Source organism: Biomaibacter acetigenes (genome assembly GCF_003691585.1).
In the GTDB taxonomy this organism is placed as follows: domain Bacteria; phylum Bacillota; class Thermosediminibacteria; order Thermosediminibacterales; family Tepidanaerobacteraceae; genus Biomaibacter; species Biomaibacter acetigenes.
In genome coordinates this window covers 2,489,312-2,510,668 of record NZ_CP033169.1, presented here as the reverse complement: position 1 = coordinate 2,510,668, position 21,357 = coordinate 2,489,312, and the positions used below count along the sequence as shown (strand labels likewise).

At 46.0% G+C, this 21,357-nt stretch carries 19 protein-coding genes and 2 pseudogenes; 18 read left to right on the top strand and 3 right to left on the bottom strand.

Annotation, left to right across the window (positions count from 1 at the left end; all coding sequences use genetic code 11):
* Positions 1 to 6: 6 nt before the first annotated feature.
* The 8 genes and pseudogenes from D2962_RS12780 to D2962_RS12740 form a co-directional block, all read left to right on the top strand.
* The gene (locus D2962_RS12780) at positions 7 to 1,341 is read left to right on the top strand and encodes a TIGR02679 family protein (protein WP_122015193.1); all 1,335 of its coding nucleotides are present in this window, start codon (positions 7 to 9) and stop codon (positions 1,339 to 1,341) included.
* 196 nt (positions 1,342 to 1,537) lie between these two features.
* On the top strand, positions 1,538 to 2,626 hold the full coding sequence (locus tag D2962_RS12775) for a Glu/Leu/Phe/Val dehydrogenase dimerization domain-containing protein (RefSeq protein ID WP_222927534.1): 1,089 nt from the start codon (positions 1,538 to 1,540) through the stop codon (positions 2,624 to 2,626).
* A 28-nt stretch (positions 2,627 to 2,654) separates the two neighbouring features.
* Positions 2,655 to 3,764: a butyrate kinase gene (buk, locus tag D2962_RS12770; RefSeq protein ID WP_122015192.1), complete on the top strand. Its 1,110-nt coding sequence runs from the start codon at positions 2,655 to 2,657 to the stop codon at positions 3,762 to 3,764.
* Positions 3,737 to 4,648, top strand: a complete 912-nt coding sequence (locus D2962_RS12765) for a bifunctional enoyl-CoA hydratase/phosphate acetyltransferase (RefSeq protein WP_122015191.1) — start codon at positions 3,737 to 3,739, stop codon at positions 4,646 to 4,648. Before buk ends, D2962_RS12765 begins: the two co-directional genes overlap by 28 nt.
* A pseudogene (locus tag D2962_RS12760) lies at positions 4,642 to 4,884 on the top strand (indolepyruvate ferredoxin oxidoreductase subunit alpha); the annotation flags it as partial. The gene D2962_RS12765 and the pseudogene D2962_RS12760, both read left to right, overlap by 7 nt.
* A 222-nt stretch (positions 4,885 to 5,106) precedes the next feature.
* Complete coding sequence (locus tag D2962_RS12750; protein ID WP_122015189.1) at positions 5,107 to 5,700, top strand: indolepyruvate oxidoreductase subunit beta; 594 nt, start codon at positions 5,107 to 5,109, stop codon at positions 5,698 to 5,700.
* Between the two features lie 38 nt (positions 5,701 to 5,738).
* On the top strand, positions 5,739 to 7,121 hold the full coding sequence (locus tag D2962_RS12745; protein WP_122015188.1) for a sigma-54 interaction domain-containing protein: 1,383 nt from the start codon (positions 5,739 to 5,741) through the stop codon (positions 7,119 to 7,121).
* Between the two features lie 212 nt (positions 7,122 to 7,333).
* A pseudogene (locus tag D2962_RS12740) lies at positions 7,334 to 8,581 on the top strand (sodium-dependent transporter); the annotation flags it as partial.
* A gap of 292 nt (positions 8,582 to 8,873) precedes the next feature.
* On the opposite strand, the gene D2962_RS12735 reads toward D2962_RS12740, so the two are convergent.
* Positions 8,874 to 9,566 carry a hypothetical protein gene (locus tag D2962_RS12735; protein ID WP_122015186.1) on the bottom strand — a complete coding sequence of 231 codons (693 nt, stop codon included), beginning with the start codon at positions 9,564 to 9,566 and terminating at the stop codon, positions 8,874 to 8,876.
* 158 nt (positions 9,567 to 9,724) lie between these two features.
* Here D2962_RS12735 and murJ point away from each other — a divergent pair, with 158 nt between their 5' ends.
* Both murJ and D2962_RS12725 read left to right on the top strand, forming a co-directional pair.
* The gene (gene murJ / locus D2962_RS12730; protein ID WP_122015185.1) at positions 9,725 to 11,374 is read left to right on the top strand and encodes a murein biosynthesis integral membrane protein MurJ; all 1,650 of its coding nucleotides are present in this window, start codon (positions 9,725 to 9,727) and stop codon (positions 11,372 to 11,374) included.
* Positions 11,375 to 11,439: 65 nt separating this feature from the next.
* Positions 11,440 to 11,838, top strand: a complete 399-nt coding sequence (locus D2962_RS12725; protein ID WP_122015184.1) for a putative ABC transporter permease — start codon at positions 11,440 to 11,442, stop codon at positions 11,836 to 11,838.
* Positions 11,839 to 11,846: 8 nt separating this feature from the next.
* Here D2962_RS12725 and D2962_RS12720 read toward each other — a convergent pair whose 3' ends face one another.
* Entirely contained in the window at positions 11,847 to 12,758 is a 912-nt protein-coding gene (locus D2962_RS12720) for a PucR family transcriptional regulator (RefSeq protein ID WP_122015183.1), read from the bottom strand.
* Between the two features lie 106 nt (positions 12,759 to 12,864).
* Here D2962_RS12720 and D2962_RS12715 point away from each other — a divergent pair, with 106 nt between their 5' ends.
* Both D2962_RS12715 and vapC read left to right on the top strand, forming a co-directional pair.
* On the top strand, positions 12,865 to 13,086 hold the full coding sequence (locus tag D2962_RS12715) for a type II toxin-antitoxin system VapB family antitoxin (RefSeq protein WP_120768048.1): 222 nt from the start codon (positions 12,865 to 12,867) through the stop codon (positions 13,084 to 13,086).
* Positions 13,067 to 13,468: a type II toxin-antitoxin system VapC family toxin gene (gene vapC / locus D2962_RS12710; protein ID WP_120768050.1), complete on the top strand. Its 402-nt coding sequence runs from the start codon at positions 13,067 to 13,069 to the stop codon at positions 13,466 to 13,468. The genes D2962_RS12715 and vapC overlap by 20 nt, the downstream gene beginning before the upstream one ends.
* A gap of 103 nt (positions 13,469 to 13,571) precedes the next feature.
* Here the strand turns inward: vapC and D2962_RS12705 are convergent, their stop codons facing one another.
* Positions 13,572 to 14,681 (bottom strand): ABC transporter ATP-binding protein, encoded by a 1,110-nt coding sequence (locus D2962_RS12705; protein WP_122015182.1) that lies wholly within the window; start codon positions 14,679 to 14,681, stop codon positions 13,572 to 13,574.
* A gap of 236 nt (positions 14,682 to 14,917) precedes the next feature.
* Between D2962_RS12705 and D2962_RS12700 the strand changes: the two genes are divergently transcribed.
* The 6 genes from D2962_RS12700 to D2962_RS12675 all read left to right on the top strand — a co-directional run bounded on the left by D2962_RS12700 (position 14,918) and on the right by D2962_RS12675 (position 20,999).
* The gene (locus D2962_RS12700) at positions 14,918 to 15,175 is read left to right on the top strand and encodes a hypothetical protein (RefSeq protein ID WP_122015181.1); all 258 of its coding nucleotides are present in this window, start codon (positions 14,918 to 14,920) and stop codon (positions 15,173 to 15,175) included.
* Between the two features lie 227 nt (positions 15,176 to 15,402).
* Entirely contained in the window at positions 15,403 to 16,593 is a 1,191-nt protein-coding gene (locus D2962_RS12695) for an ROK family transcriptional regulator (RefSeq protein ID WP_122015180.1), read from the top strand.
* 2 nt (positions 16,594 to 16,595) lie between these two features.
* On the top strand, positions 16,596 to 17,555 hold the full coding sequence (locus tag D2962_RS12690; protein WP_122015179.1) for an ROK family protein: 960 nt from the start codon (positions 16,596 to 16,598) through the stop codon (positions 17,553 to 17,555).
* A gap of 16 nt (positions 17,556 to 17,571) precedes the next feature.
* Positions 17,572 to 18,429, top strand: coding sequence for a class II fructose-1,6-bisphosphate aldolase (gene fba, locus D2962_RS12685; RefSeq protein WP_122015178.1), 858 nt, complete (start codon positions 17,572 to 17,574; stop codon positions 18,427 to 18,429).
* A 71-nt stretch (positions 18,430 to 18,500) separates the two neighbouring features.
* Positions 18,501 to 19,574 carry a bifunctional phosphoglucose/phosphomannose isomerase gene (locus D2962_RS12680; RefSeq protein ID WP_122015177.1) on the top strand — a complete coding sequence of 358 codons (1,074 nt, stop codon included), beginning with the start codon at positions 18,501 to 18,503 and terminating at the stop codon, positions 19,572 to 19,574.
* 201 nt (positions 19,575 to 19,775) lie between these two features.
* Positions 19,776 to 20,999 carry a 1-phosphofructokinase family hexose kinase gene (locus D2962_RS12675; RefSeq protein WP_122015176.1) on the top strand — a complete coding sequence of 408 codons (1,224 nt, stop codon included), beginning with the start codon at positions 19,776 to 19,778 and terminating at the stop codon, positions 20,997 to 20,999.
* Positions 21,000 to 21,357: the final 358 nt, after the last annotated feature.

Below are 21,357 nucleotides of genomic sequence, written 5' to 3'. Positions count from 1 at the left end.
AAGGATATGAAACAGGAAGATCTGAACTTTTTTAAAGATAATAGAGGTTACCGGAGACTTTTTGAAGCCTTCAGAAAAAAATATAAGAGCCTGGGGCGCATAGGGGGCAGTGTAAAGCTTATAAACCTTTCCCCGGAAGAAAAAGAGATACTTACGAGCCATTTCAGGAAAGATTATACAAGGCAAACTTCAGTCGACGTAAGCCTTTTGAAGTTTGAAGAATCCCTTAAAAACACAAAGTTTGAAGGTTATACACTGAAGGAAATTCTGGAAGCATATTTTGGAGAGCCTCTCACCGGCAAAAAAGAGGATGAAGAGACTTTTCAGGTTCAAAAGAAACAATTTTTTGAAAGGCTTTATTCCATATGCCGGAGCGAAGAAAGTAAAGCCTGGCTTGAGGATGTATATGAAGGAAAAGCCGCCGGCGCCAGAGTCATCGAGATGAGGCTGTCAAGGGAAGAGGACAGGGGGAAGCTTTTTCGTGAGATGGGGGATGTTTGCAGAGCATTAGATGATCTTCCGGTAAAGCGCCATTCAAAAGAGCGCCTGCCGGTGTTTGCCTCCAGGATTACTCAAAACCCCCATGCCCTGGACCTCGGCACTACTCTGGGGAACTTGTTTTTTAATGCCCTTTGCTCTGTCCTTGATGTGGGGGAAGTCAAGGATAGCCAGGATAGGGCAGAAGTCTATTATAGGGCGGGAATATTGATAGACGAAATATCAAATTATGTTACCGTAGTGGGCCTTCAAGCCTTCAAAAAAGACGTGCCGGATCCCGTCTGGCAGGCGGCCTATGAAAATGTTCAGGCTCTCCAGGTGCCTCTCCTGAACTTAAGCTTTATTGACGAAATTAAAAGCCCCACCGGGGACGTGTTCGTAGTGGAGAATCCTGGAGTATTCGCTTCTCTTTTAGATTTATGGAATAAACAAATTTTTGAAAAAAACATCAAGAAGATTTCTGACCCGCGGGCTTGCCGTATCATCCCTTCGCTCATCTGTACCTTTGGCCAGCCAAGGCTTTCGGCTTTTGTACTCATGGACCTTCTGGTCCGAAGCGGCACACAAATGTACTACTCAGGAGACTTTGACCCGGAAGGATTAATGATAGCCGATCGGCTATACCGCCGCTACAGTGGCAAGTTAAAATTGTGGCACTATACGGTAAAAGACTATAAAAAATGCCTTTCCCATAAAACCATAAGTGAAAAAAGACTGGCAATGCTGAAAAATATAACATGTCCGGACCTTGTTCCGGTAGTGGACCTTATGGCCCATATAAAGAAAGCAGGATATCAGGAAATGATTATCGAAGAGCTGTCAAACTTGAAACCTGACGTGTAATTTCTCACACTGCAAATCTTTTCATGGACGGGAAAATATATTCACACTTACGTGTAAAATAAAATACACACTTTGCGTTTATAGCGGTGCCGGTTTGGCTTTGGCCAACTGGTACCGCTTTTGCTTTTATATACTTTTATATATTTGATGTTGTTTGGCTGTCATACGGAATCAATAAACTGGGAGGGGTTTTTCCATGAAAAATATCGATATTTTCAGGGAAATGGAAAATGGCGGCTTTGAGCAAGTGATATTCAATTATGACAAGACCACAGGGCTCAAGGCCATCATTGCCATCCACGATACCACTCTGGGGCCCGCTCTGGGGGGCTGCAGGATGTGGCCCTATGAGGATGAGGAGCATGCTTTGATCGATGCGCTACGCCTGGCCCGGGGCATGACCTATAAGTGTGCCGTTTCCGACGCCAATTTTGGAGGCGGAAAGACCGTCATCATCGGAGACCCAAAAAAGGACAAGAATGAAGGGCTTTTCCGTGCACTGGGGAGGTATGTACAGTCCCTCAACGGGCGGTACTATACCGGCACCGATGTGGGTACCTATGGTGACGACTTTGTGTATGCGGCCCGGGAGACCGGCTACCTGGTGGGGCTTCCGGAGGAATACGGGGGCAGCGGCAATTCGGCGGTGCCTACGGCTTATGGGGTGTACCTGGGGATGAAGGCCGCGGCAAAGACGGTTTACGGGGATGAGTCCCTCAAAGGGCTGAGCGTGGCTATTCAGGGTGTGGGCAAAGTGGGAGCGCTGCTGGTGGACGACCTCGTGAAGGATGGGGCAGAACTTACTATATGCGACATATGTGAGGAAAATGTAAAAAAGGTGCAGGCGAAATATCCCGATATCAAAGTAGTAGGATGTGACGAGATATTTGGAGTAGAATGCGGCATTTTTTCTCCGTGCGCTCTGGGAGGTGTCCTGAACGACGAGACTATCCCCATGCTAAAATGCAAGATCATTGCAGGATCCGCCAACAACCAGCTTTTAGAAGAACGTCACGGGGATTTGCTCCATGAAAGGGGAATTCTGTATGCGCCGGATTTTGTGGTTAATGCCGGAGGCCTCATTCAGGTGGCCGACGAGCTGGAAATGCATGGAACAAGTAAGGCCAGGGTGATGAAAAAGACCGAGGCTATTTACAATATACTTCTGAAGATCTTTGCGGTAAGCAAGGAAAAGAATATTCCTACTTATAAAGTGGCCGATATGCTGGCCGAAGAGCGAATAAACACCATAGGCAGGATAAAGGTAAATTATATTAAAAAGTGACTGTAACTTAAAACGAGGAGGCGAACGGATGAAAAAATTCAAGATCCTTGCCATAAATCCCGGCTCCACATCCACAAAGATTTCCGTATTTTATGATGAAATGGAAGTGTTCAGCCAGAATATCCTGCATGACTATGAAGAACTAAAAAAATTTGAAAGTGTCTTACAGCAGAAGGACTTAAGATGTGAAGCCGTTGAAAGGTGCTTAAAGGATAACGGATATGATATTAGAGATTTCGATGTGGTGGTGGCCCGGGGGGGGATATTGCATCCTGTAAAGGCCGGAACTTATGATATAAACCACGCCATGCTGGAGGACCTTCGAAATGCCGCAGGGGGAGAACATCCATCCAATGTGGCGGCCTTCATGGCCGTAAAAATTGCAGGTATAGCAGACATTCCTGCGTTCATAGTGGATCCGGTATCGGTGGATGAGATGAAGCCCGTAGCCAGAGTCTCGGGTTTTAAGGGGATAGAGAGGAAGAGCCTGTCTCATGCCCTCAATATGCGGAGGGTAGCCTTCCGGGTGGCAGAGGAATTGAAAAGGCCTCTGGAGGAACTTAATTTTATAGTGGCACATCTGGGTGGGGGCATATCTATAGCCGCCATGGAGAAAGGGCTTTTGATAGATGTGGAAAGCGCCAATTGCATGGGCCCTTTTTCTCCGGAAAGATGCGGTGGCTTACCCATCCTGGACCTGGTGGATCTTTGCTACAGCGGCAGGTATTCCAGGCAAGAGCTCAAGCGTAAGCTCATTCAGGAGGGGGGCGTATATTCATACCTGGGAACCAAGGATGTTCGGGAAGCCATCATGCGGGCGGAATCCGGGGATGAGGAGGCCGCCCTGGTGCTGGAAGCCATGGTATATCAGATATCAAAAGTCATAGGGGAAATGGCATCGGTGCTCAAAGGCCGTGTAGACCGCATAATCCTCACCGGAGGCATTGCTTACTCTGAGCTTATTTGCCGGAAAATAGAGGAAAGGGTGGGATTCATAGCAAAGCTTGAAATCGTGCCGGGCGAAGAGGAAATGAAGGCCCTGGCGGAGGCGGCATTGAGGGTGCTGACCGGCCGTGAAAATATTATGAATTACACCGGGAGGGAAGGTATATGTTCAGAAGTCTCGGTGAAGTCATAGAAAAGCTTAAAGCATACCCCCCGATGCGCCTTTGTGTTGCCCAGGCCGCCGATACCCTGGTGCTGGAGGCGGTCAGGGATGCCGCACAACAGTATCTGGCGGTGCCTATTCTGGTGGGGGAAAAAAATAAAATATTGCAGGAAGCCGAAAAAATAGGATTTTCCCTGGAAGATGTCGAGATCCTGGACTGCCCCGGGCCGGAAGCCCCCATGGTGGCGGTAAAACTGGTATATGAAAAAAAGGCCGATGTTTTCATGAAGGGTATGGTGGAGACCTCCGCTTTCCTCAAGGCGGTATTGGCTCCGGATTTCGGCCTGAGGAAAGGGATGCTTTTAAGCCACTTAGCCGCCATGGAGGTGCCGTCTCTGGAAAGGGTCATTTTTATCACCGACGGGGGCATAAATATAGCGCCCACCCTGGAGGAGAAGGCGGCCATACTGCAAAACGCTGTTGATGCCGTAAGGGCCCTGGGTTATGAAGAGCCCAAAGCAGCGGTGCTGGCGGTGGTAGAAAACATTTCTACAAAGATGCAGGCTACCCTGGATGCGGCCATCTTGAGCAAGATGGCCCAGCGGGGGCAGATAACCGGCGCAGTGGTGGATGGGCCTCTGGCCCTGGACAATGCCCTGGTTCCTCAGGCCGCAGTCCATAAGAAAATACAAAGTCCGGTGGCGGGGAAGGCGGACATCATCCTGGCCCCGGAGATACTGACAGCCAATACTCTGGCAAAATCCATCTCTTTTCTTGCCGGAGGCCACATGGCGGGAGTAGTGGTGGGAGCCAGGGTTCCCGTGGTGCTTTCCTCCCGGGCGGATTCCGCATATTCCAAGCTGGCTTCCATCGCACTGGCATGTTTAATAAAAAGGGGTGAAGAAGAATGTTGAGGCAAAAAACAAAAAAGGTCTTTTTAACCGGGGATGAAGCCATCGCCAGGGGTGCCTACGAGTACGGCATCACCTTTGCGGCGGCCTATCCCGGGACTCCCTCCACGGAAATACTGGAAAACATCTCAAAGTATCAGGAAATATATGCCGAGTGGGCACCCAACGAAAAGGTGGCTCTGGAGGCCGCCGTAGGAGCTTCCCTGGCCGGAGCCAGGGTCATGGCTTCGATGAAACACGGATTGGGGAATTAAATCTCGAGATAGTAAGAAAGGGCCGCCGGTTTCCCTGGATGCGCTCTGCAAAGGGCTAGGTGTAGAGTATGTTTTAACGGTGGATTCCTATGACTTAAAACAGGTGGAGGAAGCCGTTAAAAAGGCCAGGAGAAAGATAAACCTTCGGTCATCATCGCCCGGCGGGCCTGCGCACTATTAAAAGGAAAAGGCCCTACGGGGTGTTATGTGATAAACCCGGTAAAATGCACAAAATGCAAAGCTTGCCTGCGCCTGGGATGTCCTGCCATATATATAAGAAACGGTGATGTGATCATAGTGAAGATGACCGAAGTCCACGGCATGGCCCAGCTGGGAGGCAGTGTAACTACCCAGATAAGGTTCGGGGATAAGGTTTACTCGCCTCTCATGGAAACCGGCACGGCCCACGTGCTGCTGGCCTTTGAAAAACTGGAGGCGGCAAGGTTTTTGCATTATCTTTCGGAGGAAGGCACCCTCATAGTAAATGATGCCGAGATTCCTCCGGTCACCACTTTGATGGGGCAAGAGACTTATCCGCAGGACCTTATGCAAAAGCTTGTCCGGCAGGTCAAATCCATGGTGCCGGTAGATGCTGCGGATATAGCGCAAAAATGTGGGAATGTCCGCACCCAGAACATGGTGCTGGTGGGAGTGCTGGCAAAAGTACTAAATCTTGAGGAAAGGTATTTTATGGAAGCCATCGAAGAAACTGTCCCGGAAAAGTATGTGAAGGTTAATATGGAAAGTTTTCGAAAGGGTTACAAACTATCATATAGAAAAGTTCATATAAATCTGTTATGATTAAAGGAAAGATCGAAGTTTCATTCCCGGAGGCTGCCATGAAACTTGAGCCCAACGGCAATGCCGAGTATCTGGTGACCCTTCTCAAAAATATCATCGAAATGATACCCGATGCGGTCATGGTGGTGGATGAAGAAGGCCGGTGCATCCTGGTAAACCAGGCCTATGAAGCCATCAGCGGCCTAAGTGCCGGCGATGTCCTCGGCAAGCCGGCCACCATAGACATTGCCGAAAAGGAGAGCATTCTGATTAAATCCCTGCGGGAAAGGGTAGCCATAGAAAATGTACTGCGCCGGGTAGGCCCTGACCGCAGGGAAATGATTTGCAGCGCAAAACCCATATTTATCGGGGGTAAACTGGTGGGCAGCGTGGGAGTAATGCACGATATTTCGGAAATCAAGCGTCTGGGCAGGGAACTGGAACATAAATCCAGGATGCTCAGGAACCTTCAATCCAAATATACCGTGGATGACATTATAGGCAAAAGCGAAAAAATACTGAAGGCAAAAGAAGAGGCCATGGCAGCATCAACATTTTCCGCTTCGGTGCTTTTGGTGGGCGAAAGCGGCACCGGCAAGGAACTTTTCGCTCATGCCATCCACAATCTGAGCCGCAGGGCCGAAAACCCGCTGGTACGGGTCAATTGTGCCGCCATCTCAAAAGACCTGGTGGAAAGCGAACTTTTCGGTTATGAGGGCGGCGCTTTCACCGGCTCTTTAAAAAGCGGGAGACAGGGGCTTTTCCAGCAGGCCGACGGCGGGACCCTTTTTTTAGATGAGATAAGCGAGCTCACTCTACCGGTTCAAGCCAAGTTGCTAAGGGCGGTCCAGGAACAGGAGATTATAAAAGTAGGAGGCACCATACCCATAAAAGTAGATGTGAGGTTGATTGCGGCCACAAATAAGGATCTGGAACAGGAAGTGAAGAACGGTAACTTCCGGCCGGACCTTTTTTACAGGATAAATGTAGTTACAATACGGATACCGCCGCTGAGGGAGCGGAAAGAAGACATCCCGGTGCTGGCCGAATATATACTTAAACGTTACAATCAGAAATACGGCCGGGGGGTCCAGGACATTTCCGATAAAGCTATGGAAATATTGATGGCTTATGACTGGCCGGGCAATGTCAGAGAGCTGGAAAATGTCATCAGCCGAGCCATGATAAATATGAGATTCAATGAAAAACATCTTACACCTTTACATCTAAACTTTCCGGTATACGAGGCAAAAGCTGAGGCAAAAGACCCGGGCAGCGGGAAAATAACACTGGAAATAGCCGGAAAGACCCTGGAGCAATTAAAACGGGAATTAGAAAAACAGGTCTTGAATTATTATTTAAAACGGGAAAAGCACAAGACGCACATAGCACAAAAGCTTGGAATAACCCGGCGTTCATTATACGACAAATTGAAATCATAAATGCAAAATGATGCATATGTATGCAAAATATTTCATCATAAATGAGAAAAAAATTATACATGCGATTCCCAGGTATAAATTTTTTGGGTCGGCATGGTTTTTGCTATTAAGTATTTTCAGAATAAATTACATAATTCGTATATTAAATAAATTTTGGTTATATATTAAAATATATGTGGTCTTTCTAAAAACTTAATAAAATAAAATCAAAGCTGGTCAATGCTTATTACAACCACATTATTGGATGGACTCTCGGCTATACCTATCTATCCCTTACCGGCGGTTATATGGACAAGGCAAAATCTTCGGCGGACGTATTCGTCCATTATATCCAGACTCCGGGACTTTCCTTCATGTTCTGGATCATCGCGCTGGCACTCCTCTGTTATGCACTTTCCCGCGGTGTGCAAAAAGGCATCGAAGCCTGGGCAAGATTCATGATGCCTCTGCTTTATGTGCTTGGTTTCATACTTATCATAAGGGCTTTGACCCTTGGTTCTCCGGTGAACCCCGATTGGTCTCCGTTGAAAGGTCTTGACTACCTGTGGAGTCCCCGGTGGAGTGATTTAAAATGGACTTCGGCCCTGGCTGCGGCGGGCCAGATATTCTTCACTCTATCCCTGGGTATGGGCATCATTCAGAACTACGCGTCTTATTTGAAACCCGATGATGACATAGTACTTTCCGCCACCACTACGGTGTTTCTAAATGAGTTTGCGGAAGTCATCCTGGGCGGCAGCATAGCCATTCCCATCGCCTATACCTTCTTAGGGATGGATGGCATAAAGAGCGGCGTAGGGCTTTCCTTCATAGCACTGCCCAATGTTTTCCGCATGATGCCTGGAGGCGGTATTTTCGGAGCCTTCTGGTTCCTGGTGCTGTTTTTTGCGGGATTTACTTCGGCCATAGCCATGTATAACTACCTGATTGCGCTTCTGGAAGAAGACCTCAACGTCCCCAGAAAGACCGGAGCTATATTGGTATTCCTGCTCTATATCCTGGTGGGCCTGCCCGTAGGTCTGGAGCCTGCGCTGACAAAGACGGCGGACCTTGCCTTCTTAACGGAGCTTGATAACTGGGTTGGCAGCTATCTGCTGGTGATCATGGGATTATTGGAGGTCATCGTTGTGGGCTGGCTGTTCGGCAGCAAGAGATCTCTGGAGGAAATGAACAGAGGAAGTTACTGGAAAATATCCGAAGCTTTCTTCAATGTGATGATAAAATGGGTGACTCCTCTGGCTGCCGCCATACTGCTCATATTCTCTACAAAGGACTATATTAAAGCCGGATATTTTAAAATAATTCCCAGCTTTGTGGAAAAGACTCCTATACTGGTACCCTGGGTACAGGGCGCAAGGGTGCTGTTATTGTTCATACTGATACTGGGCTTTACCGAAGCTTATGTGACCATAAAGAGAAAATACGGCAAAGCTCAAGCCGGCCAGAGCGCAAAGGCGTAAGGAGGCGAGATACATGTCGGGTGGAGCATTGTTTTTCATGCTGGTAGTTTGGGTGATCATTATTGGTGGAGCAGGATATTCACTGAGCCAGGTGTTGAAATACCAGTCAAAATAATAGGTGTCTTTTTGTAGACATCTTACATCAGAAAATTATTCCCGCGATAAAAAACTGCGGCATTATTACCGCAGTTTTTTCATGGCGGATTCACCTAATCCGGCCTCAAAATATAGTGAATTTGCAATTCGCAAATTCTACTTAATCTGACCTCTGACCTCCCACTTCCGGCCTCTGTTATACCAACATGTCTTTTATCTTTTGCAGGTAGTACACCATGGTGGATGAGGTGACAAGCAGGATAAGAGCTAAAACAGGAGGAACTATGACGAAAAATCTTGCCACTTCCGGCGGTTTGTTGAGCACTTCGGCTGTCTGTGTAAGCACTGTGGGGTAATTTACCATAGCGTTGTAACCGAACCTGAGCCACAGGACGGAAACCGCCAAGGCAATGGGAAACAGCATCATACCCATTCTATATCCTAGAGCCCTGCGATTTTTGACGGCATTTATCCCCAAGAAGATGGGGACCAGAAACACCAGTGCCAGGGCCGAACCCAGAAACTGGGGAGAAAGGACCAGGAATAGGGCCGAGGATGCGGCAAATAAGCGGAGCACCACGGAAAGAGCGGAAAGCTGTCCGCTCAAATCATAATAGGCGGCATTCAGGTAAGTAAGATAAGATAAAATCTGTCCGGAATGTTCAGGTTTCCCGGATTTTATTTGCTTTATGAGCTTATTTCCCTTATCAATTAGATTGTCGTGAATCTTTTTGGGTTCAGCGACCGTTATATTCGAAAGATCCAGACGATCGTATCTTTCCCTGGCTCTTTCGAGCTGTGCCCGTATTTTTTTTATACCGGCATAACCGGAATTTCGATGGGCCCATTCATCCAAAGATGTTAGAATTTGAGCAAGTTCCTTATTCAAACTTGCACCTCCGATTAGAAAAAATATTCTCAACTTGATGCTGCTTTAATTATACCATAGTTGCCGAAAAAATGTTGTAATTTATTAAAAAACCATATAAAATTAAACTATACCCGGCTTTCGGAATGCGTAATTAATTTTTATAAGGGGAAATCTAATTGTTACATAAAAAAAACAGAAATGATAGAGAAAATGGAAGGAGTTTTTCAAGCAACCTTGAGGTTAATAATATTATAGAAAAACCGGCGCAAACGCATGGTGAGAACAAGGCGGCCCTAGCGGCCGCAACAATTATGGTGGCAACACTTACAAGCAAGATCCTGGGCTTTCTTCGGGAGCTTTTGATAGGGGTAAAATTTGGGGCCACCCATGTGACAGATGCTTATCTTGTATCTTTAACGGTGCCGGCAGTGCTCTTCGCTACTGTAGCGGGGGCTCTGGCCACTACATTCATTCCGGTATATTCGGAGGTGGATGTAAAAAAGGGTAAAGGGAAAGCAGCGGATTTTACCCGGAATCTTTTCAATGTGGTCCTGGTGATATCTATTGTCATAAGCCTTTCGGGAATAGTGATGGCAAAACCTCTAGTAAAGCTGGTGGCCATGGGCTTTACCGGTGAAACCCTTGACATGGCGGCAAGCTTTACCAGAATAACCATGATCATATGTATTTTTGTCGGCCTTTCAAACATCCTAACGGGCTTTTTGCAATCTCATCAACAGTTCACTATTCCGGCCCTTATAGGGATCCCTTATAATGTCATAATTATCGGAGCCCTCCTGCTCAGTCCCTTTTTCGGCATATGGGGCCTTGTAATGGCTTCAGTACTGGCCGCCGCCACCCAGGTGCTTATACAGATGCCCCGGGCTTTAAAACTGGGCTTTCGCATGGGGGGAAAGCCAAACTTTTTGGATGAGAATCTGCGCCGCATGGGGATTCTCGTCATCCCCGTGGTGCTGGGGACCGGAGTAAGCCAGGTAAACACCCTGGTCGACAGGATGCTGGCGTCGGGCCTTGTGGAAGGAAGCATAGCGGCGCTGAATTTTGCCAGCCGCTTGAACGGTTTTGCCTTTGGAATTTTTACGCTGTCGGTAGCCACTGTAGTGTACCCCACTCTTTCGAAGCTTTCTGCCGAAAAGGATATGGAGGCATTCAAAAAAGCCCTGGGCAGGGCGGTGGGTTTTGTTATCGCCGTCATCATGCCCATGACGGTGGGAGCCATGGTGCTGCGGGTGCCCATCGTTAGATTTCTGTTTGAAAGGGGAGCCTTTGATGAAAGGGCAACATTCATGACCGCTACAGCTCTTCTATATTATTCCATAGGTATGGTGGCCTTTGGCCTCAGAGATGTCCTGAGTAGGGGTTTTTACTCCCTACAGGATACCAGGACTCCTATGATAAACGGTGCCATTGCCATGGTGATAAACATCATCCTGAACCTTATCCTGGTAAGGTTCATGGGTATGGGCGGCCTGGCTCTTTCCACAAGTATTTCCGCCATTGCCGGCACGGTGATGCTTTTTTACAGCCTGAGGGCAAGGATAGGCCCCCTGGGCGGAAAAAAGATTGCAGAAAGCCTGATAAAGTCGGGGATCGCTTCGGCCGTCATGGCAGCCGCAGTCCATTTTACCTATGGATACATGAGCGCGATTTTTACACCCGCCGGCATCGCCGGGCAGGCTCTGGACCTGGGTACGGCTATCCTTTCAGGAGGTCTGATATATTTTATAATGTGTATCTTACTGAAAATGGATGTGGTTTTCTGGACATTTTCCATATTGAAAAATACTTTAAAAAGGGTACTTTAAAAAATAGGCTTGTTTTTAAATGGAAGATATACATTAACCGGTGAAACCCATGGAAAAATAATTGTATGAAACAAAGACTTTATCGATTTATCATATATGGCATTGCCGGGTGGATGATGGAAGTTACTTTCACAGGGTTAGGATCTCTTTTGAGAGGAGACCCCCGGCTCATGGGATGGACATATCTGTGGATGTTTCCCATATATGGGATGGCTGTATTTCTCGAACCCATCCATGACATGATAAGGCATGTGCCATGGTGGGTCAGGGGAGTTACATGGGCGGGCATAATCCTTATGGCGGAGTATCTAACCGGAATGGCTATCAGGCTCTTGACGGGAGTATGCCCCTGGGATTATGGCAGTAGAGCCTTTGCCATGAATGGAGTTATGCGTTTGGACTACGGCATATTCTGGTTTTTTGTGGGACTGGGGTTCGAGAGGCTTCATGATTCCCTTAAATGAAAAAGAAGTTACAGATGATGAGTATCGACAATTCTATTTAATAGTAGATATATTTCCATCTTTACCGCATCCTGAAAGTCTCTGATGTCAAGACCTGTCTGCTCATGGATTTTGTCTAATCTATACATTAAAGTATTTCGGTGGATATAAAGCTTCCGGGCGGCTTCTGCTATATTAAGGTTGCAGTCCAGGACCGCTCGAATGGTTGTGAGGGCATCTTCATCAAGTTTTTTAAGCTTGTTGCCAATTTCGTCGACGAACTCCCGCATGTTTTGTTCTGGCAGAAAAGAAAACAGCTTTTCCAGCTCCATTTCTGGATAAAACACAACTCCGGTCCTGAAAGGCCATGCAAATATTAATGCCTTTCGCGCCTCTTCCAGGGCTTTTGTTAATCCCTCCTGGGAACAGGCGATGCCGCCGATGCTGATTAAAATTCTTGTGGGAAATTCCTCGCTCAATGTCTCATAGAGAGCCCGGGAGGCCTCCTTGAGTTCATCGATATTACCCGTCGGAATAATCAGCAAAAGCATATCTTCAATTATAATAGCAATTCCATCTTCAAATAACTTGTGGACCAGTGACTTGAGTTCAGGAATAGTTTCATTTTTTATGACTATCAAACCGCAGGGAAAGGGAAAGTCCTCAATTTCTACGTTTTTTCCAAGAATGTAAGCTCTCAACTTTTCTTCAAATATGCTGTTAACAAATTCCTCCAGTAAAAGGCAGAAATCCTTCAACTGGGCCGGGGGCATCTCGGCTGTCAGAAAATATTCCGTACCGCACAGCCTGACGGCTGCTTTTCGGCTCTTTTGCTTCAATTCGTCGCCAAAAACCCTGCGCCCCTGCCTGTCCGTCAACGCAAAAGGTGTATGAAGTGAGGGTTTTATTGGTGAAAGGATATCCAAAAGGGTTTTTTGCATGAAATATCACCAATATAATAATACAATAATTTTAGTTAAATAGAAAGTTTTTTGCTTGAAAAACATCACAAAGTGATGTATTATTTATATGAAAGGAGTGATGCAGATGAGGACCACATTAAATATTTCCGATGATGTTATTAAAGAAGTAGAGAGTATTTATCCTATAAAAAACAGGTCAAAGGCCATTGAGGAAGCATTAAAAGATGCCATTAAATATAAAAAAATTGCCCGCTTGAAGAGTCTTAAAGGCAAAATAGAATTTGAAATCGGACCGGAAGATATAGAAAAAATAAGGAGTTTAGATAATGAAGAATTTAACAGGTAAGGTCTTAATAGATACATCAATATGGATAGAATATTTTCGAGGCAATAGTGAGATTACCAATATTGTAGACCTTCTTATTGATGAAGATAGAGCTGTCATAGTAGGGCCGGTCATATCCGAACTCATTCAAGGCGTAAAGGATAAGACAAAAGCCGAGGAACTGATTACAAACATTAAAGCCCTACCATATATCGATATCAGGAAATCCGATTGGATTGACATCGGTCTTTTTTCATTTAGATTGAGAAAAAAAGGTTTGACCATTCCTTTTACGGACACAATCATTGCTGCTGTAGCAATCAAATATCATCTATCTATGTATTCTATTGATAAACATTTTGATTATATAGAAGAACTGTTAAAATTTCAGGGAAATAAATAAAACCCGCCTCGGACACTTATCTGAGGCGGGTTTTTGTATTAGGGAGGAGTAAAACCTGCATATCTCAAAAGTGCAGGCTGCCGGTTATTTTTTGATTCTATGGTTAACTTAGAATCCTTTTTGTGCTGGTTTTGTCAAAGAGGTGCAGTTTATTCATATCAAAGCCTATCTTTATCATATCACCCGGCCTTGCACTGCTCCTGGGGTCTACCCTGGCGGTCAGGCTGTGCTCTCCAAAGGTGAGGTATAAATATGTCTCGGACCCCATGAGCTCCACCACATCCACTTTTACATCAAAGCAATACTCCGGGAAGTAATCCAGGAAGGCGGGCTCGTCGTGGATGTCTTCGGGCCGGATACCCATGACTACTTCCCTACCTATGAAGGCAGTATCTATTTTCTTCTTTACGCCGTCAGGTATGGAGAGTTTTATATGGTCGAAGTTGATGAATAAATTGTCGCCTTCGGCGGTAAGAACGCCTTCCATAAAATTCATCTGAGGGCTGCCTATAAAGCCTGCCACAAAAATGTTGGCCGGATAGTCATAAATATGCTGGGGTTTATCTACCTGCTGGATGATGCCGTCTTTCATTACCACTATCCTGTTGCCCATGGTCATGGCTTCGGTCTGGTCGTGAGTTACGTAAATAAATGTAGTTTGAAGCCTGTCATGCAGCTTTGCAAGCTCCGTCCTCATCTGCACCCGGAGTTTGGCATCAAGGTTTGAAAGAGGCTCATCCATCAGGAACACCTTGGGTTCCCGCACGATAGCCCTGCCTAAAGCCACACGCTGCCTCTGGCCACCTGACAGCGCTTTTGGTTTTCTGGTGAGCAATTCTTCGATGCCCAGTATTCTGGCAGCTTCCTTAACCCTTCTGTCTATCTCTGCTCTCGGAACTTTTCTGAGCTTTAATCCAAAAGCCATATTATCATACACGTTCATGTGGGGATAAAGGGCATAATTCTGAAAAACCATGGCGATGTCCCGGTCTTTAGGCGGCACATCGTTTACCAACTTCTCTCCGATGTAAAGCTCTCCGGAAGAAATCTCCTCAAGGCCTGCCACCATGCGGAGGGTGGTGGATTTACCGCAGCCGGAGGGTCCCACCAGCACAACGAATTCCTTGTCGGCTATATCCAGGTTGAAATTGTCAACTGCTTTCACGCCGCCGGGGTAAATCTTGCACACATTTTTTAATACGACGCTGGCCATATCATTTCTCCTTTCCCAAAAATGTAATACAAATCCGACATTTTTTAATAACCGGATTTTGTTAACATTATTTTAACAATATTTTAACTCCCATCGCATTTTTGTTAAATTGACAAAGTGCCCAGAATATGACGGTCAAAATCTACATACAGCACAAAAAGATTTTTTGGCTAATAGATATAGTAATAACAATAAAAATCCAGTGAAAGAAAACAATAAAGTTGAGGTGAAATCATATGCGATGGGAAGAGGTTAGACAGGCTTATCCTGAACAATGGGTTATAATAGAAGCAATAAAAGCAAAAACAAAATTAAATAGAAGAATTATAGAACAATTAACAGTTGTTGATAGATTTGATGATGGAAATAAGGCGCTATTAAAATATTTACAGTTACATAAAGAATATAGAGAAAGAGAATTTTATGTAGTCCATACTTCACGACTAGAATTAGATATAGAAGAGCAGAGATGGATAGGGGTGAGGGCGTATTAATCAAATTAAACTTTATATACAGCTAATGAGCTTTAAACCGCTTTATAGCGGTTTTTTTAATTATACTAACGAAAGTCATTATTACGATTTGACAGTTTATGACAAATATATATTGAATTACTTAAAAAAATTTCTTAAAAAAGTTTTTTATGAAAGAAGGAATTTGTAGATTTTTATAGAATATATATACCAAACATAATTAAAATCATAAAGAAAGTGTGATAAACTTGCAAAACATTATGCCTGTAAGCTACAAGTTATTAAAAGGAATGAATGAGTCGCTGGTGCTCAACATTATCAGGCAGAGGGGGCCCATATCAAGGGTCGATATCGCAAGACTCACCGGTTTGACCCAGCCCACAGTGACAAACATCACCAACAAGCTCATGGAATCAAATCTTATCATGGAATACATGATGGGCGAGTCCAGCGGCGGGCGGCGGCCGGTGCTCCTTAAGATGAACCCGGAATCGTTGAACGTCATAGTGATTCACATAAGTTCCAACAAACTTTCAGCCTATCTTACCGATGGCGATATAAATGTAATTAAACAGGATACCGGAAAAATTAAAAATTTAAATAAAGAGCAGATCATCGATATGATGCATGAATATATTGCGAGGTATCAAAATGAGGCTAAAGCGCAGCTGCCGGGCATAGGAGTGGTGGTCCACGGCCCCGTCAAAGCCCGGGAAGGCATATCCATTTTTGCGCCCAACATAGGATGGAAAAATGTGCCTATAAAATTTATAGTGGAGGATAAATTCCACATCCCAACTTTTGTGGAAAACGATGTTAGAGCCATGACGCTGGGAGAATTTTACTATGGCGCCGCCCGGGATGTAAACAACATGGTGTTTTTGAAGGTGGGATACGGCATCGGTTCGGGCATAATCCTGGACGGCAGGCTGTACCGGGGCGTCGGCGATAGCGCCGGTGAGATAGGCCACACCACCATAGATGTGGGAGGGCCCCAGTGCGGATGCGGCAACTACGGCTGCCTGGAAGCCATGGCGTCGGAGAACGCTCTGGTGAAGACCATGGTCAAATCAATAAAGGAAGGAAGGGACTCCATGGTGTTTGACCTGGTGGGCGGCAATCTGGAGGATGTCACGCCGGAGATCGTCTATGAAGCGGCAGCAAACGGGGATATACTGGCGAGCCGGATTCTTCGGCAGATTGCCAGGTATCTGGGTATAGCCGTTGCGAACGCCATAAACACCTTCAATCCCGAACTGATAGTCATAGGTGGAGGAATCACCCGGGCAAAGTCTTTTATTGAGGAAACTATGATGGAGACAGTGAAGTGTCGTGCACTGGAAAGCTGCTTTCAGGATGTAAGAATCAGTTTTTCCGCCATGGGCGATGAAGCCACTTTGAAAGGCGCCGCAGACATGGTAATGGCGGAGGTGCTGTGAGTATGCATTTTATCGGTTCCGACCTGGGCGGTACAAATATAGCCACGGCCCTGGTGAATGAAAAGGGTGAAATTATCGAAAAAGACAAAAGGCCCACCGAGGCGGCATACGGCCCCGAACATGTCATTTTTAACATGATAGAAGCCATAAAACGGGTGGCAAGGGATGTGGGCATGGAAAATGTAGCGGGTATCGGGCTGGGGATTCCCGGCCTTGTGGATATTGAAAAGGGCTTATCAATCTTTGCCGGAAACCTGGGCTGGGAAAACATACCTGTCATGGAAAAATTCGAAAAGGAGTTTCCGAAAATGCCCTTATTCATGGACAACGATGTGAGGGTAGCCACTCTTGGGGAAAAATACTTTGGGGCGGGCCGAGGCGTCGACAACCTGATTCTGATAACCCTGGGGACCGGCGTAGGTTCAGGAATAATCATAAACGGCAAACTTTACCGGGGCAAAACTTACAGCGCCGGTGAAATAGGCCACACCACCATATTCAGCGACGGCCTGTACTGCAACTGCGGAAACCGCGGCTGCCTGGAGGTTTACGCATCGGCCCCAGGCATAGCCAGAAGAGCCCGGGATTACATCCAGAAGGGGCACTTCACCATTATGACAAGCATGGTGGGAAATGATATATCGAAAATAACAGCGGAAGTGGTGTCGAAAGCCTGCGATATGGGTGATAGGCTGGCCATGACTGTGATGGAGGAGACTGCAGAAATTCTGGGCATAGGTATAGCAAACTATATCGATATCATAAATCCCGAGATGGTCATAATCGGAGGCGGAGTTTCCCTGGCGGGCGACAAGCTGTTCGAACCACTGAGGAAGACCGTCAGGCGGAGGACCATGAGAAATGCAGGTGAAAAGGTCAGGATAGTGCCCGCCGAGCTGAAAGACGAGTCGGGCATGGTGGGCGCCGCCGCCCTGGCCATGGAAGGTTTGGGAGTAATATAAGTAGGAGGAAGGTTAAATGCCGTTAGTATCTTCAAAAATTATGTTAACAGCGGCACAGCGGGGTCATTACGCCATAGCCGCCTTTAACATACATAATCTGGAGACCCTTAAAGCCGTGGTTGAAACCGCCCGGGAAGAGCGGGCCCCGGTGATTCTACAGGCAACCCCCGGCACCTGCAGGCATGCGGGTGTAAATTTCCTGCACGCCATGGCAAAAACCGCGGCGCTGGAGGCGGATATCCCCATAGCGTTGCACCTTGACCACGGGGATGATGTGGAACTTGCCTTCAAATGCATAGACGGCGGCTTCACATCGATAATGGTGGATGGCTCAAAGCTTCCCTTTGAGCAGAATGTGGAAATGGTCAGGAAAGTGATCGATTATGCCCGGCCCAGGGGCGTACAGGTAGAGGCCGAGCTGGGCAGGGTAGGCGGGGTGGAGGAAGAACTTTCAGTGAGCGAATATGAAGCTGCCATGACGGAACCGGAAAAGGCCGCGGAATACGTGGAAAGGACCGGCGTGGATTCCCTGGCCGTCGCCATAGGCACCGCCCACGGCATGTATAAAGGGGAGCCGAAGCTCGACTTTGAAAGGCTGGAGAAGATAAAAAATCTTGTGGCGGTTCCGCTGGTTCTCCACGGCTGCTCCGGCGTTCCTGACGACATGGTGAAAAAAGCCATAACGCTGGGAATCTGTAAAATAAATATCGCGACGGATATTAAGATTGCTTTCGCCGGGGCTTTATTAGACTATTTCAAAGATAATCCGAAGGAGGTGGACCCGAGAAAATACTTCAAACCGGCGCAAGATGCGGTGAAAGATGTGGTAAAATCCAAGATCCGCCTGGCCGGATCCTGCGACAAAGCTGTCTAAAATGACCTGATTAAAAATGGGCTTCAATGCAGAAAAAATCATAAATTCTGAATTCTTGAGGAGGACTGTAATTGATAGACTTAAATGATGTAGAAAAAATCCGACAAATAGACACTATGAATTCTTTAATCACCACCGAAAACTATGATGTTCAATTCGGTGAAAGTCTCGATCTGGGCAAAAATTTTGAAGTAGCCAATCCCGGCAGAAAATTTCATGAAATTATAATCCTGGGTACCGGCGGAGGTTCATCGGTGGCGGGAGGGCTCTTGAGGTCATACCTTTTCGACGAACTGGAAATTCCGGTAATCGTAAATCAGGGCTACAATGTGCCTGCTTTTGCGGACAGCGATTCTCTGATATTTGTGGTTTCTCATTCGGGCAACACTGAAGAGACCCTGGCAGCTTACGAGCAGGCGATAAAAAAAGGAGCTTTCATGATAGCCATTACTTCGGGCGGGAAACTGGCGGAAATGTGCCGAAATGACGGTATACCGACCCTTATCGTGCCTTACGACATAGGCCATCCCCGCCGTGATATAGGATATATATTCATTCCTATGCTGGTGATTTTATCAAAGCTCGGCCTTATTCAGGATAAGGAAGAAGAAATCCGAGGACTCATACAACTATTATCCACCCTCAAAAAGAGGTATGGAGCCGAGACTCCGGTAGAGCAAAACCCGGCAAAACAGATAGCCATGGACTTATACGGCTATATACCCCTGGTATACGGTTCCCTGGAATACTACGATTCGGTTGCCTGGAGGATAAAAAATCAGTTTGGGGAAAACAGTAAACTCATGGCCTTTTACAATGTCATCCCCTGCCTGCATCACGACGAAGCCGTAGGGTGGGATATGCCGCAGGAGCTCATAAAGAATTTTTACCTTATGATGTTGAGGGATGATCTGTTGGATAGTCCCAAAATAAAAAAGAGGAAGGACATAACTCTGGATATACTCAGGACCAGGATGGGTAAGGTGAGAGAAATCTTTGCCGAAGGCGAAAACAGGCTTTGCCGTATGTTTTCTTTGGTATATCTGGGAGACTTCATTACCCTTTACGCACCCATATACCGCGGAGTGGACCCCACGCCGGTGGATGTAATTAATTTGTTTAAGAAAAAAATGGCGCAACAGTAGTAACATGATAAACGTAAAATAGTTCGTCGCTTTTAAGACTTTATCTTATTATTTAAGCGCATTTTAGATAACGGATGCAGGAAGTCAGAAGTCGGATGCTAAATTAAGTATGAATTTATGAATATAATCCAATCCTCTAGATTCTGGGTTCCGACCCCTTACCTCTGATTTCCGGTCTCTATTTGAAAGTAGGTTAGCATAATGATTCTTACAATTACCCTAAATACCTCAATCGACAAAGCATATGTTGTAGAAAACTTTAAAGTGGGCGACGTAGTCCGAGTAAAAGAAGCCGTGTATACCGCCGGAGGTAAAGGCTTAAACGTTACCAAGGTCATTTCTACTCTCGGGGAAAAGGTTCTTGCTACAGGATTTATCGGGGGCTTTTCCGGAGGATTCATACAGCATGAACTTGATAAAATGAACATCCCCCACGAGTTTGTAAAGATCCAGGGTGAATCTCGGTCCTGTGTAAACATCGTAGATAAGGCTACCCATGTTCACACAGAACTCCTGGAGCCTGGTCCCCTTCTTACACCCCAAAATGTCGAAAGATTTATAAGCTTATATGAAATTTTGCTTCAGAGAGCTAATGTAGTGACTATGTCGGGCAGCGCTCCCAGAGGGGTGGATAAAGACATATATAAGACTCTGATAACCATAGCTAAAAATAATGGAAAGAAGGTGATACTGGATACTAGCGGAGATTATCTAAAAGAGGGGATGAAGGCTTTCCCCACCATGATTAAGCCTAATCTTAGTGAAGCCGAAAACCTTTTAGGGAGGAAAATCACAAGCATCGAAGATGCCGCAAGAGCGGCAGTGGAACTATTGGCTTCTGTAGTAAGAATCCAAAAGGAATCGGTTATTACAATGGAAACCTCAGAGGAAATAATTCCATTAACTATCAAAAATATCCAACAAAAATCGGCCACGAAGAAAACAATTGAACTTTCCAGAGAACTCTCTTTATTAAAAACCGATATTACAAAAAAAAGATCGTCAGACATTAAAGCAGAAAGAGAAAAGAGGGTGCAAATTTTTAATTCGCTAAGCCATAAGGTGCAAGGGCAAGAAGAAATTTTCCATGGAACCTGGGCATCAATACCCCTTACTGAGCCTTGGATTGAGTATGCAACTATATCTCTTGGGAAAAATGGCGTAGTGCTAGCCGATGCCAACACCGGCAAAGTTTATTGGGCAAAGCCCCCGGAGATAGCCCCTGTCAACACCGTAGGCTGTGGTGACGCCATGGTGGCGGGTTTTGCAGTAGCCCTTTCCAGAAGCTATGACCTCGAATCCATGCTCCGCCTAGCCGTAGCCGCTTCTGCAGCCTCAGCTCTCTCACCGGAAACTGGGGGGTGTAGGATAGAGGATATAGAAATTATATTAAAAAAAGTAATAATAAAGAGCCTAATATATTAAGTATTTTATATAATGAAATAAATGTCATATTTTAAAAGAGAGTTGAACCTTGATAATAATGAGCCGGATAAGTCATCAGGAATTTCACCATAAGGATATTGACTCAGCAAATGAGCTTGGCTGACGTCTAACTCATGGGAAGCCTGAACGAAGGAATTTAGGCTACGAGTCAGTGAGACATGGGAGGTTTCGTCCCTTGAGATAAAGTGGATTCCCTAGTGCCATAATATGGAAGCTAAACACATCCTTATTTACGCTACCGTATAGTTCCCATATATCAATATAAATGTTATATAAAGCCTTTATCCCCCATGAGTGCCTACTACTACCCTGGTGAAATTTTAAGAATGAGTGAGAA